General features: G+C 61.5%; 12 protein-coding genes. All 12 read right to left on the bottom strand.

Annotated elements, in window-relative coordinates; translation table 11 throughout:
• Positions 1-688 (bottom strand): sulfatase-like hydrolase/transferase (locus ACUM6F_RS08035; RefSeq protein WP_445348922.1); only part of this gene is annotated, 688 nt, incomplete at its 3' end.
• A gap of 47 nt (positions 689-735) precedes the next feature.
• Complete coding sequence (locus ACUM6F_RS08030; RefSeq protein WP_445348921.1) at positions 736-1443, bottom strand: phosphoadenosine phosphosulfate reductase family protein; 708 nt, start codon at positions 1441-1443, stop codon at positions 736-738.
• Positions 1444-1465: 22 nt separating this feature from the next.
• A complete protein-coding gene (gene wbaP, locus ACUM6F_RS08025; RefSeq protein WP_445348920.1) occupies positions 1466-2998 on the bottom strand; it encodes an undecaprenyl-phosphate galactose phosphotransferase WbaP in 1533 nt (510 codons plus the stop codon).
• 279 nt (positions 2999-3277) lie between these two features.
• Positions 3278-4012 carry a CpsD/CapB family tyrosine-protein kinase gene (locus ACUM6F_RS08020; protein WP_445348919.1) on the bottom strand — a complete coding sequence of 245 codons (735 nt, stop codon included), beginning with the start codon at positions 4010-4012 and terminating at the stop codon, positions 3278-3280.
• 30 nt (positions 4013-4042) lie between these two features.
• Positions 4043-5374, bottom strand: a complete 1332-nt coding sequence (locus ACUM6F_RS08015; RefSeq protein ID WP_445348918.1) for a GumC family protein — start codon at positions 5372-5374, stop codon at positions 4043-4045.
• 34 nt (positions 5375-5408) lie between these two features.
• A complete protein-coding gene (locus ACUM6F_RS08010) occupies positions 5409-7685 on the bottom strand; it encodes an O-antigen ligase family protein (protein WP_445348917.1) in 2277 nt (758 codons plus the stop codon).
• A 300-nt stretch (positions 7686-7985) separates the two neighbouring features.
• Entirely contained in the window at positions 7986-9431 is a 1446-nt protein-coding gene (locus ACUM6F_RS08005) for a copper amine oxidase N-terminal domain-containing protein (RefSeq protein WP_445348916.1), read from the bottom strand.
• 109 nt (positions 9432-9540) lie between these two features.
• Positions 9541-10317 carry a tyrosine-protein phosphatase gene (locus ACUM6F_RS08000; RefSeq protein ID WP_445348926.1) on the bottom strand — a complete coding sequence of 259 codons (777 nt, stop codon included), beginning with the start codon at positions 10315-10317 and terminating at the stop codon, positions 9541-9543.
• Between the two features lie 102 nt (positions 10318-10419).
• On the bottom strand, positions 10420-10722 hold the full coding sequence (locus ACUM6F_RS07995; RefSeq protein WP_425621877.1) for a hypothetical protein: 303 nt from the start codon (positions 10720-10722) through the stop codon (positions 10420-10422).
• A gap of 47 nt (positions 10723-10769) precedes the next feature.
• Positions 10770-11993: a cofactor-independent phosphoglycerate mutase gene (locus tag ACUM6F_RS07990; protein WP_445348915.1), complete on the bottom strand. Its 1224-nt coding sequence runs from the start codon at positions 11991-11993 to the stop codon at positions 10770-10772.
• Positions 11994-12051: 58 nt separating this feature from the next.
• Positions 12052-12657: a DedA family protein gene (locus tag ACUM6F_RS07985; protein ID WP_425621878.1), complete on the bottom strand. Its 606-nt coding sequence runs from the start codon at positions 12655-12657 to the stop codon at positions 12052-12054.
• A gap of 91 nt (positions 12658-12748) precedes the next feature.
• Positions 12749-14497 (bottom strand): pyruvate kinase, encoded by a 1749-nt coding sequence (gene pyk, locus ACUM6F_RS07980; RefSeq protein WP_425621879.1) that lies wholly within the window; start codon positions 14495-14497, stop codon positions 12749-12751.
• Positions 14498-14536: the final 39 nt, after the last annotated feature.

Here is a 14536-nt window from a genome sequence, read left to right as displayed (position 1 = left end):
GTCTGTGAAGCCCTGATTTTGCTGGGTTCCCGTATGGCAAGGCGTCAAAGTCGAGATTGACAAACATGAATATGGGGGTATCTTGGGCTATTTCCCTAACAATATCCCGGGCTACTTTAAAAGCCCGCAAGGTCCAAGGCGTGCTGTTTGTCAACACCGTACCTCTAAATTTGCGATAGATCGCTCTGATAGCATACTTGGCTACATACTTGGCCGCCCGGTTGGGATGGATTGGAATCAACTTAAAGAGACTTACGATTTTATCCTTCGCTGTCTTCCCAGGTAACGGCTCAAGATCCGGAAATAAATCCGGTGTCCAAAGCTCGAAAAAAAGATCAAAACCCCTGTGAAAGCCATAAAGCTTGGAAACTAAACCATTACATGAGATGCCCACGGTACGGTAGCCAACGGAGCGCAGCAACTCGGCTAATGTAGGAATGTTTTCGTCCAAAAACGGGTTGCCCCAATGACACCCGTGCTCCGAGGGGTAAAGCCCGGTGAAAAGCGAGGCGTGCGAAGGTATGGTCCAGTTGGCCGGAGAAAAGCACCACTTATAAAGCACGCCTTCCTCCGCAATCCGGTCAATGTTGGGCGTGGTCTGCCGGTGGTAACCGTAGCAGGAGAAGTTCTTCGCCCGCGCAGTGTCTAAGACGATCAGGATGATGTTAGGCAGTTTTTTCTTGGGCAAAGCGGCTTGGCCTCCAGTTTAATAGTTCGAAGTTGGATAGTTCGAAGTTAGAAATAGCCCATTTCGCGCAGGCGCTGCATGGCCGCCTCCTTGTCCCGGGAGCGGGCGCCGCGCTCGCTTGCGCCGCCCCGGCCGGTGCACGGCTCGCAGTCGAGGCTGCGGTAGCCCCGGCGGTAGAGCTCACAGAAGGGGAGTTCGTATTTGCGGATGTAGCTCCAGATGTCGATCTCGCGGAAGTGCAGGATCGGCTGCATCCGCAGGTGGTCGGGATCCTTCCGCTCGGCGAAATACTCTTCGTCCTTGCGCGCCTCCTGCTCGTCCCAGCGGATGGCGGTGAAGACCGCCTCGAGGCTGTGCTCCCGGACGAAGTTCAAGAGCGGCACAGCCTTCAGCTGATAGCAGCATTGGACATGGTCTTCGGCGGTTTTAATTGTTTTCAGGGCCTCGTCGTTCCGGACTACGTGGAGGTCCAGATTCCACTCCCTGCTAATGCGGTCGACGAAGGCGTAGATCTCCTTAAAGTCCACGGAAGTGTCGATCTTGAGCACCCGCACCGGCACCCGGTCGCCGCAGGCCTGCTTGATGAGGTGCAGAAGCGTGAGCGAATCCTTGCCGCCGGTAAAGGTGGTGGCCACTTTGTCGGTACCGAAGCGCTCCAGGGTTTCTTTGATGATGCGGATGCTCTCCGCTTCTCTTTGTTCCAGGGTCCAGTTATAAAGGCGTTCTCCGTCCACGAAAAAAACAACTCCTTTCATCTCATCGTTGCTTTATACGAAATCAATACGCCCCCCTCCGCCCCAGAACCACGGTCACGGTGCGCAGGAGGAGCGTCAGGTCGAGCCACAGGGACCAGTTGCGGACGTACCAGGATTCGAGGCGGACGCGCTCCGGGTAGTCGATTTCGTTGCGGCCGCTTACCTGCCAGAGGCCGGTGATGCCCGGGCGCACCAGGTAAAAGTCGTCTATGTACGGTCCGAAGCGCAAAACTTCTTTCCTGACAATGGGCCGCGGGCCCACCAGGCTCATTTCGCCTTTAAGGACGTTGAAGATCTGCGGCAGCTCGTCCAGACTTGTCCTCCGCAGGAATTTTCCCACCCTGGTGACCCGCGGGTCGTTTTTCAGTTTGAAGTCGCGCTCCCACTCGGCCCGCAGAGCGGGATTTTTCCTTAGGTATTCTTGGAAAACGGCCTCGGCGTTGACCACCATCGTCCGGAACTTGTAGCACTTAAACTCCCTCCCCCCTCGCCCGATGCGCCGGTGGGCGAAGATTACCGGGCCGGGGGAATCACACTTGACGGCCAGGGCAATCAGCGCCATGAGCGGCAGGCAGAGGGCCAGGATGGCGCCGCCGGCCAGGATGTCGAGGGCGCGCTTGAGGGTGGCGTTGAGCGGGTTGGCCAGATTGTTGCGCACGCGCAGGACGAGGGCCTGCTCATCGAAGAAGTAGTCGGCCTCGACGCCGACGACAGGGATGCCGAACAGGTCGGGGACGACGAGGACCTTCTCGGCGTGCCGCTGCAGGCGGTTGACCAGGCTGACCAGCTTCGGCCCCGGCAGGCCCGGCGCGGCGACGACAAGGGTGCGGGCACCGGTCTCGGCCATGACGCGTTCGGCGTCGGCGAACCCGCCGAGGACGCGGGCCCGGCGGCCGAAGGGACCGGTGAAGGTCCGGTGGCGCTTGCGGGGGTCGTCGTCCAAAAACCCTACCACCTGGTAGCCCAGGAAGGGCTCGCGGCCGAGGGCGTCGGCCACCAGTTCGCCCGTCTTGGCGGCGCCCAGGATGAGCACCAGGCGGCGCCACAGGCCGGCGCGGGCGAAGAGGTTCTTGCCGGCGTAGCGGGCGGCCGGGACGGCCGCGAGGGCGAAGAGCCAGACCAGGGTGAGCAGGGTGCGGGACACCTGGCCGCTCACCTTGCCCAGGGAGACAACGGCCAGGATGATAAGGAAGGCCAGGGTGCATGCCTTCACGACGCTCTCGAACTCGCGCCAGAAAGGCAGGCGGCGGCTGTAGAGCCCCTGCCAGGCGAAGGCGCCGATGAAAACCAGGCCGATCCACCAAATATGGGAGACTATCTCTGCTGGCAGGCGCGGCGGGAAAGCCTCAAAAAATGCAGGCAGAACCGTAATCCGAACCCAAATAGCTGCAGCCACAGCAACCGTAAGGGCAAGCAGATCAGTCGCAACAAGAGCCCCGATTTCTGCGACTCGCCGGATCTGGTATTGAAAAGATGCAGAACTGTGGAAGTCCTGAAAAGCTGGGGATGTAGAAAAGGCTTGGCCTCCAACAGGTACATCGGTACTGGATCGCATTATTTCGAATACACTCTCCTAAAGCCTTGAGCCGGCACCCCTTATTACACCACTGCGTGCTTCAAAGCTGCCGAATCGCACTTCAATTTCGGTACAGCAGATATGGGAATCTAAGGCAGACGCCGCACGTCCTACTCCAGGTCAATGCCACCAGGACCAATGACCCATTCCACGTAGGTCTGAAGTAACATTTAGACACGAATGATGGAAAATCCTTGCGATATATAGATATTTTTAGCAATACAAATCGACATTGTTCGACATCGCAAGAGAAATCTGCTACAGCTGTATCTGCTGCTGCTGCTTCGTTGACTCGCCGTGATAGTAGTAGTAATAGCGGTAATCGCCGCCCTGAACGCTGACCCGGTTGAGCACGGTCCCGATAAGGCGGGCATCGGCCCGCTTCAGTTGTTCAACGGCGTTCCGCACAGCGTCGGTCCGCGTGGTACCCGCCCTGATCACCAGGATCACGCCGTCCATGCTTGTGGCCAGAATCGTGGCGTCGGCCACAGCCAGAACCGGCGGGGAGTCCACCAGGACGTAATCGAAACTCCCGGCCAGAACAGGCCAGAGCGCCCGCGCCCGCTGGGAGTCCAAAAGCTCGGCGGGGTTCGGGGGCAAGGGGCCGCTGGTCAGAATGCTCAGGCCGTCAACCGGTCCGGGCTTGAGCACTTCACCGAGATCGATCTCCTGCAGCAGCAAGTTGGTGAACCCGCGCAGATTCGGCAAGCTAAAAACGTGGTGCACCCGCGGCTTACGCAAGTCGCAGTCCACCAGCAGCACCCGGTGGCCCGCCTGGGCAAGCACCACGGCCAGGTTGCAGACAGTGGTGGTCTTGCCCTCTTCCGGACCGGAGCTCGTAACCAGCAGCAGGCGCAAAGCGCGGTCCGGGGATGCAAATCCGAGGTTGGTGCGCAAGGTGCGGTAGGCCTCGGCCATAGCCGATTTCGGGTGTTCACGGGTTACGAGTTCGTGCCCGTTCTGGCGCGGGCCCTTCCTGTTCAGAGCAGGCATCCTTTGCATCCTCTCTCTTCCTCAGTCGTCTCAGGCTCCGTAGGCGGAGCGCCGGTCCCTGCGGCCGTCGGGGATGACCCCCAGGACCGGCAGGCCGAGCTGGCGCGCGACGTCGTCCGCGGACTTGAAGGTATTGTCCAGGTGTTCAAGGATGAAGGCCAGGCCGGTAAAGACCATCAGGCCGAGGACGAAGGCCACGGCAATGTTTAGTTTTTTGTTCGGCTTGACGGGTGCGCTCGGTATGCCGGCTTCCGAAACAACAACGACGCTGGTCTGGCCGAGGTCCATGGACCTGGCGATCTGGGTTTCGGTGGTCTTCTGGGCGAGGAGGCTCGTCGTCTCCTTGAGGCGGGTGACCTCGTCCTGCAGGGCCTCGAATTTGGCCTTTTTACCCACCAGCTCGCCGCGGATCTGCTCGGCCTCAATCTCGAGGCGATCCACGAGCTCGTGCAGGGCGGCCGTCTCGGCCTCCTTCTCGGCCAGGGCGGCGCGCTTCTGGTTGAGCTGCTCGCTGACGCTAACATAGACGGGGTTGGTGTCCTGCAGGGTGTAGGTGCGCCCTGTTTCCGGGTCGGCCTTCTCCACCTGCACGGTGGCCGGGATGCCGACCAGCTCGCTCTCCAGGCGATCAACGCCGGCCGCGAGCTGCCGCATCTGGACCTCGGCAGCGTTGAGCTGGGCGCGGTAGGCGGAGAGTTCCGCCGTCTTGCCCTTGAACTCCTCCTCCAGCACCGCCACGCCCCGCGGCTGCTCCTCAAACTTCTTGAGGGCCACTATCGCCTTTTCCAGGTCTTTGGCGGCCGCTTCCTTTTGCTTCTGGAGGAAATCGACTGAGCGCGCCATCTGCTCCTGGTTCTTTTCCGAAATCAGTTTCAGATATTCCTGGGCCAGGGTATTGGCGATGCGCGCCGCCAGCCGGGGGTCGCCGTTGCGGACCTTGACCTCGATGAGGTTGGCGTCTTTCTGTACGCTCGCTTGGATCTGACTTGCCAGCGACACCGGAGTATAAAGGGCGGGGTCCAGCCCCAGGTTATTTATTACTCTCTGCATCAGGGTCTCGCTCTTGACCTGGCCCAGGTAGGTGTTCATCGTCATCTGGGGCAGGCGCGAAAGCGCTCCGACGACCTCTTCCAGCCCCTGCCCCTGGCTCGTCACCCGCTGCTGGGTGGCGGCCTGGGTAACCAGCAGAAGTATCTTGGCCTCGTAGACCGGCGGCAGGACAAAGAAGCTTAAGACGGCGCTGGTCAACACGGCCAGCAGCGTGCCGAGCGCTATCAGCTTCTTCCACTTGGCAAGCACCCGAACATACTCGCGCAAATCGATGGTCTCTTCGACGAACACAGGTTCCTTTTGCTCTGACAAAAACCGGACCTCCTTGATTAAACCGAATGTGCTGTTACTGGCGCATTGTCGGCAGGCCGCGAAGCTCCTCGTAGACCTGCCTGACTGCCGGGTCTTTGCGTGATAACTCGGTAACGAGCTGCCGGGCTTTGGTCTCCTCACCGAGTCTGGCCAGGACAACCGCCTGCCACAGTCTGGCTTCCTGAGCAGTCTCGGGGTCTTTGGCGGCAATAGCCAGATGCTCCCGGGCAGAGGCAAGATCACCCCGGAGATAGGCCGCCTGGCCGAGAACAAGGACAAGACCCGCCGGTATCCCGGCGGACTTTCTCCGGGCCTCCAGTCGGGTAGGGAGCCGCTCCGCCTCGCCGAGATAGGCCGCGGCCCGGTCAAACTGCCGGTCACGCAGGCTGTTGACCGCCGCTCCGATCAGCACCCGCCCGAACATCACGTAGTTGGGCTCAAACACCGGATTGGCCTCCAAAATGCGACGCGCCTCACTTACAGCGAGTTCGTGTTCATTGACCAGCCCGTAGACGTTCACGAGCGCCCCGGATACCTGCGGGTCGTAAGGGGCCAGACGGGCGGCCGCGCGCGCCTCGGCCAGGGCAAGGTCCCGCTCGTTCACGTCGCGTTTGGACACGGCACCCACGGCGTAGACCTGCGCCAGGTCGACCGCGTAAGAAGCGGTAAACGGGTCGAGGCGGCGGGCCTCTTCGAGATGCGTCCTGGCCTTGTCCAAATCCCCTTCGAGAATAGCCCGCGCGCCCTTCGCACCCTCGACACCCCCCTGGTAAAAACGGCAGGACGGGATGATAAGGGCCAGGGCGAGCACGGTCCCGGCCACGGCCAGCAGGGCCAGGGACCCTGTCCGCGCGCAACCCGGCTGCGCAGGCGCCGCCTCATCTTTTGCCGGCTGCTTTCTTTTCACAGGCCCTTCCGGAGACTGATAACCATATCCGCCCATGTTCATGGCCGCCCCCCGGACAGCCCCCATCCCGGCATAGAGCAAGAAGCCCAGAGCGGGGAGAGAAAGATCGAAGTCAAAGGCGCTGTGCACGCCCAGGAGGAAGATCGCCACGGCGAGCGCGGTAAGCGATGCCGGCTGATCACCCGGGGGAGTATGCCGGCGGACGCGCAAGAAGGTGAGAGCGAAGAAAACCCACACGCTTAAGAAAGCAAGAAAACCGAGCGTCCCCGTTTCGACCCACACCTGCATGAAGTGGTTGTGGACTTCCGTCGTGAAATACTCTTTATCCTGGTACTGATGGTACAGGGCGTTCCACCCGCCGCCCCCGGCGCCGCTCAGCGGGTGATCGCGCACGATCTTCAGGGCGTCCCGGCTGTATTCCAGCCTTGCCTGGAAACTCGGCTCGGCACCGGAGATCTTCGCGGCCTGTTGCACCACCTTCCCCGGTACAATGCCGGCGGCGGCGGTGGGATAAGCGGCACCGGCGTACCAGAGATAGATGAGGCCGATGAACAGGCAATACACCAGTCCGCCGGCGGCGACGAGCCGTCGCGTGTTCTCGGCCACTTCGGGGCGGTTCAGCCACCGGGCCAGGTAGTGATAGCCCCCCTGCAGCATCACGGCAGACAGGAGAACTGATCCCAGGTACGGCAGGGCCAGGGCGGGTTCATCCCCGCCGAAGGCGGCGAATATGGGACGGGACAGAATAAGTGCCGCACCGGCAGGGATCACCAGATGGTATACAGCGCGCCAGCGGAGGGAACCGGGCAGCAGCGCGACACAGGCGGCCGCCGCAAGGGGATAAAGCAGCCAGCCGCCCCGAGACATGGTTCCGAGGATGACGACGATGCAAAGAGCGTTGCCCGCAGCCAGCAAAAGCTTTGGCCAAAGATGTTCGGCTTTGACGCTGAGCCCGAGGCCGATGAGGCTCGCCGCGCCAAGGTAAACGGCCAGGGCGTTCTTGTACTGCAGCGTGGAGGTGATGACGCCGTTGACATAGGCCCCCGGGAAGGGGAAGACCTGCGCGGCGGCCAGGAAGCCGATCAGAGCTACTCCGACCGCTGCGGCAAATATGACCGCCAGCATCCCGTCCAGGGCCGCCCGGCCGGTGCAGGCCCGGGCAGCCATCCAGTACACCATCAAAGCCGCGGTCATTTCGAGCAGTTCCCCGACGGCCGGCCGCAGGTGCACAGCCGTAAGCAAAGACACGGCATACGCGATGACCATTCCCAGGACAGCGAGGTCAAGCGTCTGCAAGCGTAAGGCTTCTCTCCTGAGGATCTGGTCGTACACGCAGAAGATGAAGGCGACACCGATGCCGGCCTGGACGGGAAGGAGCTCGACGGGGAAAAAGAGCCCGCGCATAAACGGGGAAACGAAAAGGACAACAAACAATCCCGCCAGAAAGAACGGACGCAGGTTTAAGTAAAGCAGAGGTTGGGGCTTATTTAACGTCGTTTTCACAGTGTACTTCTCTCTAAAAGATCCAGGCAAGATCGCCAGTTGGTTAACTCTGGAATGCATGATTCGACAATTCCGCCAGGAACCCTCTTAATTTTCCGCAAACGACAAAACCTGCCACCGTTCGATACTGATATTGACAGAGTCCCCGGCAAAGGAAAACCCCCGTGAGACTTGCCCACGGGGGTCAGGATGAGTCTGCTGTTACTTGACGATGGTGATTTCCTTGGTCGTGTGGTTGTAGCTGACCTCGGCGCCCAGGGTCTCGCTGATGAAGCGCAGAGGTACAAAGGTCCTGCCCGGAGCGACAATCTCCGGAGCGCAGTCTACCGCGGCCTTGCGGCCGTCAACGAAGACGTCGGTTGCACCGACGGTGAGCACGATCTCCCTGCCGTCGGTGATCACCACCTGCCGCGCTGACGGCTTCCACTCAACCTTGGACCCAAGGGCCTCGCTGATGAAGCGCACCGGCACCAGCGTCCTGCCGGCCTTGGCCTTGACATACGGCGCGGCGTCCAGGGTGTACGGCTTGCCGTCGATGCCGGCGGCCGACTGCCCGACGGTCAGCTTGATGACCTTCGGCGCCTTGGCCACGACGGCGAACACAGAGAGGTTCCCGGTCGTGAACGTCAGGGCGGGAGGCGGTCCGGCGCTGTACACGGCGGCCAGCTCCTCAACCGTGCCGTCCGCCTTCTTGTGCAGCACGGCCAGCCGGCTCGGATCCACGCCGGTCAAATCGATACCGGTGAGATTAAGCGTGACCCTGGCCTTGCCGGCGAGGCTGTGGACCTCCTTGCCGCCCACGGAGACACTGATGTCATAAGCGGCCAGAACCTTGCCTCCGCTCGCCAGGGCGAAATTGGCCGCCGCGCTGTCAGCGGCAACGCGGGCTGCGGAGATCTGAGCTACACCATCTTGAGCAGCAATGGCCTTCACGGTTTGCACGTCAAAGACCAGGCTGTCCACGCCGGCCTTGGTGAACTTGAGCTCCAGCGCGCAACCTTTCTGAGCCACTTGATCGAGCACCGCTTCGCTGACCGCAGCCGGCTTGTTCTCGGTCACACTGACCGAAACGGTATCGCCGGGTTTCGCCTTAGTCAACTGATCGGTAACCTGACCGCTGACGTCCGCCGTGGCCGGCGCGGGCGCACCGCCGCCGCCAGACGTTTCGGGTGGCGGAGCCTCCACGGTGAGAGCAATGGTCTTCACCCGTTCCCCGCCCCGGTAGACCTCCAGGGTGTAACCGTGCGGTAAGGTAACGTTGTTGAAGGCGTAAACCCAATTGTATACCATCTGGTACCCGTATACCCCGGCGTATACCTGCTGATACGTGGTATAGACGGTATAGACCGCGTACACCGTTTTGAGGAGATTGTTACCGTCGCGCAGCGTGAACCAGACGGACTGGAACTCGGACGGGGTAAGCGGAGAGATGCGGATGGTGAGACTGGTCTGGGACTTAGCGGAGTCTGTCTGCACGGTTGCACTCTCGGACTGCCAGTTACCGTCCTTGTCCTGGACCGTCACGCTTGGTGCGGCTTCGCCAGAAGCAGGAGCGGTAATACCAAAGGTCAGGGTTGCCAGGAAGGCCAGGAACACCACCAAAGCGACGTTCCCGATCAAGGTGCGGTTAGCATAAAGCCTTGCCATTCCCTTCTTCACCTCCTTTCCCGGCAGGATGAAGCAGAGGGCGCAAGCACCCCTTCTACTGGAAACATTACCACATATTAACCCGGTCGGACAATGTTTTTTTTGCGGCTCACCGACCGAAAAAGCGGCCAAAGGAAAACCGTGGCTTGAAGACAGGGGGATCAGGGTCGGGAAGGACACACTCCGTGCCCTCGAGGACAGCTTGCGGGCGGTCGCCGGCAAGCGCGCATGCACCCGCCCGGCCGATCAAGCTGTTTATTTCATTCAGGGCGACGCTCACGGCGGCGATGCGTTCGCCGGGTCGATGGGCATCGCTGCCCAGGAAGTGCGCCCAGGCGTGCCGCACAAACAGCCTCGCCGCGCTGCGGGCGGCGGTGCCGAAGAGGCCGGCCAGGCTGCCGGCGTTGACCTGGAGCAGGACGCCGCGCCGGACCAGGTCGTATACTTTCTCGGGATGCTCCGCCAGGACGGCGTTGCGCTCCGGATGGGCAAGGATGGGCGTAATCCCCGACAGGAGAAGCTCAAACAGCACGTCGTCGGCAAAAACCGGGTAGTCGCCCATCGGGAGCTCGACGAGCAGGTAGCGCCCGGTGTCGTTGATGGTCTGGAGCTCGCCGCGGCGGAGGCGTGCGGGAAGTTCGGGATCAAGGTAACATTCCGCACCGGGTGCGAGACGCAGCGGTAATCCCTCTTCATTCAGCGCGTGCTGGAGGCCGGCCACTCTCGCCCAGATCTCTTCAGGCTTCGGCATATAGACTCCGGGCATGAAATGGGGAGCGGCAACCACGGTCCTGACACCCTGGGCCACAAGTTCTCGGGCCATCGCGAGGCTCTCTTCAAGAGTGCGGGCTCCGTCATCAAGACCCGGGAGAATATGCGCGTGCATGTCTACCAACGCAGGTACTCCTCTCCTGGCAATAATTGCACCGCACGCAAGCCGACGTCGTCCAGGAACAGGTCTTACGCAGGCCCGCCGTATCGTTTTTATCTAGTAAGCCTCGGGCCAGTAGAGGTCGTTCTGCTCATAGGGGTTGTAGCCCCCGTCGTCGGCGTCGAAATACATTATGGCCTCGTTCATGTCATCAAGCGCTTCCTGCTCGCCGGCGTGCCAGTGGATGCCGTTCTGGCCATGTTCGACGTCCTCGCCGGGGACAAGCCCGCCGGACGGCCACCGGTACCCCCAGGTGAAGAACCACCGCCCGTCCTCGGCCTGGCCGACGCAGTAATCCTGGGCATTGACCGGGTAGTTGTTCTTCCGTTCCGCCAAGTGCTGCACCCTGACCATCTCCATCCCGAACACCCCCAAGCTTTTGCCACTAAGGATGCCCCGGGCGGGGACTATTCTATGCCCAGAAACCGCCGCATCAAGCTCATTCCATTCGGAAGGAGCAGGTTTGCCGCCAGAGCCGCCTCTTCGCTGTACGGCTTTGCAGCTCCCCCAGGAGCCACCGCATCAACGGCGAAGGCGAAGGGTACCGGATCGGAGGAGTGGGTGCGGATGCTTATCGGGGTGGGGTGATCGGGCAGAACCATCACCCGGTAGGAGGGGTACTCCTCCAGGCCTTTGAGAATCTCCCCGAGAACCAGGCGGTCGACCGCTTCGATAGCCTGCACCTTTAACTGCGTATCACCCTGGTGCCCGGCTTCGTCGGGGGCTTCGACGTGCACGTAGACAAAATCCACCCCGCGCGCCAGCGCTTCCAGGGCAGCTAAAGCTTTGCCGCGGAAATTGGTGTGGATGTTGCCGGTGGCCCCCGGCACCTCTATCACTTCCATTCCGGCGCAAATGCCGATTCCTTTAATCAGGTCAACGGCTGAAATCACCGCTCCGCTCAGCCCGTATGTTTCGGTAAAAGGCGGGAGCAGCGGCTTCTTTCCCTGCCCCCAGAACCAGATGGAATTGGCCGGGCGCAAACCGCGCGCGACCCTGGCCAGGTTCACCGGATGCCTGCTGAGGATCTCCCAGCTCCTGTACATGAGATCGCGGAGCTCCTCGCGGCCGTCGCCGTCGGGAAGGTAATCCGCAATCAGCCGTCCGGAGATGTCATGCGGCGGCGTAAGCCTGCTTCCTGCGGGGCCGTCCGCCCAAACCATGAGGTGGCGATAACTGATGCCCGGGTAAAAACGGATCTTGTCGCCGCCCAGCTGCTCGTCGACGGCCCGAATCAGCTCTCGGGCTTCTTCCGCGGAGATCTCCCCGGCGCTGTAGTCCACCATGGTCTTGGCTCTATACGGCTCGCCGGCCGACAGGGTCACCAGGTTGCAGCGAAAGGCGATGTCGGCCGCGCCCAGTTCCACCCCCATGCTGACCGCTTCGAGGGGCGAGCGGCCGGTATAGTATCGCAGCGGGTCATAGCCCATAACGGAAAGGTTGGCCACGTCGCTCCCCGGCGGCAGCCCTTCCGGAACGGTGCGCACCAGTCCCATCACGCCGCTTGCGGCAACCCGGTCCATGTGCGGGGTGCCGGCGTACTGCAAAGGAGTCAGGCCTCCGAGCTCCGGACGAGGCGTATCGGCCATCCCGTCCCCCAGGACAATTACGTATCTGCTTCTGGCTTTCACAGTTCTACCTCCCGATGCTGATCAGAGCATGAGTTCTAGCCCGAAACAGCTGTTCCTTTTACCGCAATACCCGAAATTTCAGCCGTTCCCTGCGCAGGAGATAGATGGAGACGCCCAGCAGGAGGCCGAGGACGGAAAGGCCGACGATACGGGGCCTTACAAAATCGAGGATGAGGGGCCAGTTATGTCCGAAGAACATCCCGATGGACAGGTAGAGCGCCGCCCAGGTGAGGGCGAAAAAGGAGTTGTAGAAAAGGAACCAGCCCAGCTCCAGTTGTGCCAGTCCGGCCAGGTAAGGCGTAAGGTTGCCCAGCCCCGGCACAAACCTTCCCAAAAGAACGAACAGACCCGCAGCCTTGGCCGGAGCGGCATGCGCGGCAAGAAGCTTTTCGGGCGTAATGTTAAGGTATTTGGCCAGGCGGTTGAAGACCGGCCCGCCCATGTTCCGGCCGATGAAGTAGGCGGCCACGGAACCGATGGTATACCCGACGAAGGACGCACCGAGGGCCGAGTAAAAATCAAACGTTCCCTGATTAATAAGAAAACCCGCCAGGATAATGAGAATCCCGCCGGGGAAACCGGGCACGCCGAGCGCTTCCATTACCATGGCCACGGCGATCCCGCCGAGTCCCAGGGTGGTCAGATAGGTCAGGACAAATTCCAAACAGGTCTCCCTCCTGAACCTATGATGCCCTGGTGCGGGCGCCTGCCATCCTCCATATTACTGCCATACCGACCATTTAGCGTGTCTGTCCTTATAAAACCTTGGCAATCCCGCTGTAGATCAAGCCCCGCTGGCTGTCGATGGTTATTGTTTCGCCGTCGGTCAGGATGGATGTCGCCCCCTCGACACCCACAATCACCGGCCGCCCGAACTGCAGCCCGACGATGGCCGCGTGCGACGTAAGCCCGCCCTCCTCCGTAACCACGGCCCCGGCCCGCTGGATGACCGGCACGTAATCACGGTCCGTAGAAGCGGCAACAAGGATGTCTCCCGGATTGACCTTCGCTTCGGCCTCGGCGGCGCTCCTGGCAATGCGGACCGTGCCGCTGACCGCCCGTGAACCGATGCCTGTCCCCCTGGCAAGGACGGTCCCCACGGTATGCACCTTGATCAGGTTGGTCGTGCCGGAAACACTAACAGGAACGCCGGCCGTAATAACCACCAGGTCCCCGCCTTTGATAAATTGCGCGTCAAGGGCGGCCTGAATCGAAGCCGCGATCATCGTGTCGGTATCGGAAATCTCGCGGACCAGCAGGGGGTGCACGCCCCATACCAGGGCCATCTGGCGCAGCACTTTTTGGCTGGGCGTCACCGCCACGATGGGGCAGGGGGGGCGATACCTGGCTACCATGCGGGCCGTATAACCCGACTGGGTTGCGGTCACGATGGCGGCCGCTCCCAGGTCGGCAGCGGTGGTGCAGGTCCCGTAGGCAATGGCGTCGGTAACTGTTCCGCGCGCCGCCACTCTGTTCCTGTCCAGTATTTCGTCGTAAGGAAGGGCTTCCTCGACACGAGCTGCGATGCGGGCCATCGTTGCCACGGCCTCAACCGGGTACTCCCCTACCGCCGTCTCGGCCGAAAGCATCACCGCGTCGGTGCCGTCAAGGATGGCGTTGGCGACGTCACTGGCCTCGGCCCTTGTAGGCCTGGGGTTGTGGACCATCGATTCAAGCATTTGCGTGGCGGTGATCACCGGTTTGCCGACCCTGTTGCAGTCTCTGATAATCCGTTTCTGGACAAGGGGCACCTCCTCGGCGTTGATCTCCAGGCCGAGGTCGCCGCGGGCCACCATAATCCCGTCGGAGACCTGGATGATCTCATCGAGGTTGCTTATGGCCTCCCAGGTCTCGATCTTGGCGATGATGAGAGCGTCGGACTGCTCCTCCTCCAGGACCCGCCGGACAGCGAGGATGTCGTCGGCTCGCCGCACGAAGGACGCGGCGACATAGTCGACGTCCAGGGAAACGCCGAAGCGGATGTCGGCGACATCCTTCTCGGTTACCGCTTCGATGCTGGTCCTTACGCCGGGAAGGTTGAGTCCCTTGCGGCTGGTCAGCACCCCGTCGTTCAACACTTCGCAGTGGACGTCAGTCTCGGTGGTGGCAAGAACCTTGAGGGCAATGAGGCCGTCGGCGAGGAGGATGGTATAGCCGGAGGACACCTCGCGGGGCAACGGGGGGTAGTTGACGGGAATGCGCGTTGCCGTGCCGTCGGCCTGTTCAACGGTCAGGGTGACTCGCTCCCCTGCTTTGAGGTGCAGCGGGCTCGCCAGGTCTCCGACCCTGATCTTGGGACCCTTAAGGTCCAGCAGAATCGCCACGTTTCTATGCAGTTCCCCGGCGGCGGTACGGACGGTTTCGATGCGCCGCCGGTGCTCTTCGTAACTTCCGTGGGAAAAGTTCAGGCGGGCCACGTTCATCCCGGCCAGAATCATCTTCTTCAGCGTTTCCGGCGATTCACTGGCCGGGCCGATGGTACAGACGATCTTGGTATGGCGCAAGCTTCTGCCCCCTTTTCGCGCGCCGCGCATCGCCTTGCC

This window comes from Desulforudis sp. DRI-14, assembly GCF_052618305.1.
Note: the sequence above shows the minus strand (reverse complement) of the source record. Positions and strands in the feature narration are given on the sequence as shown.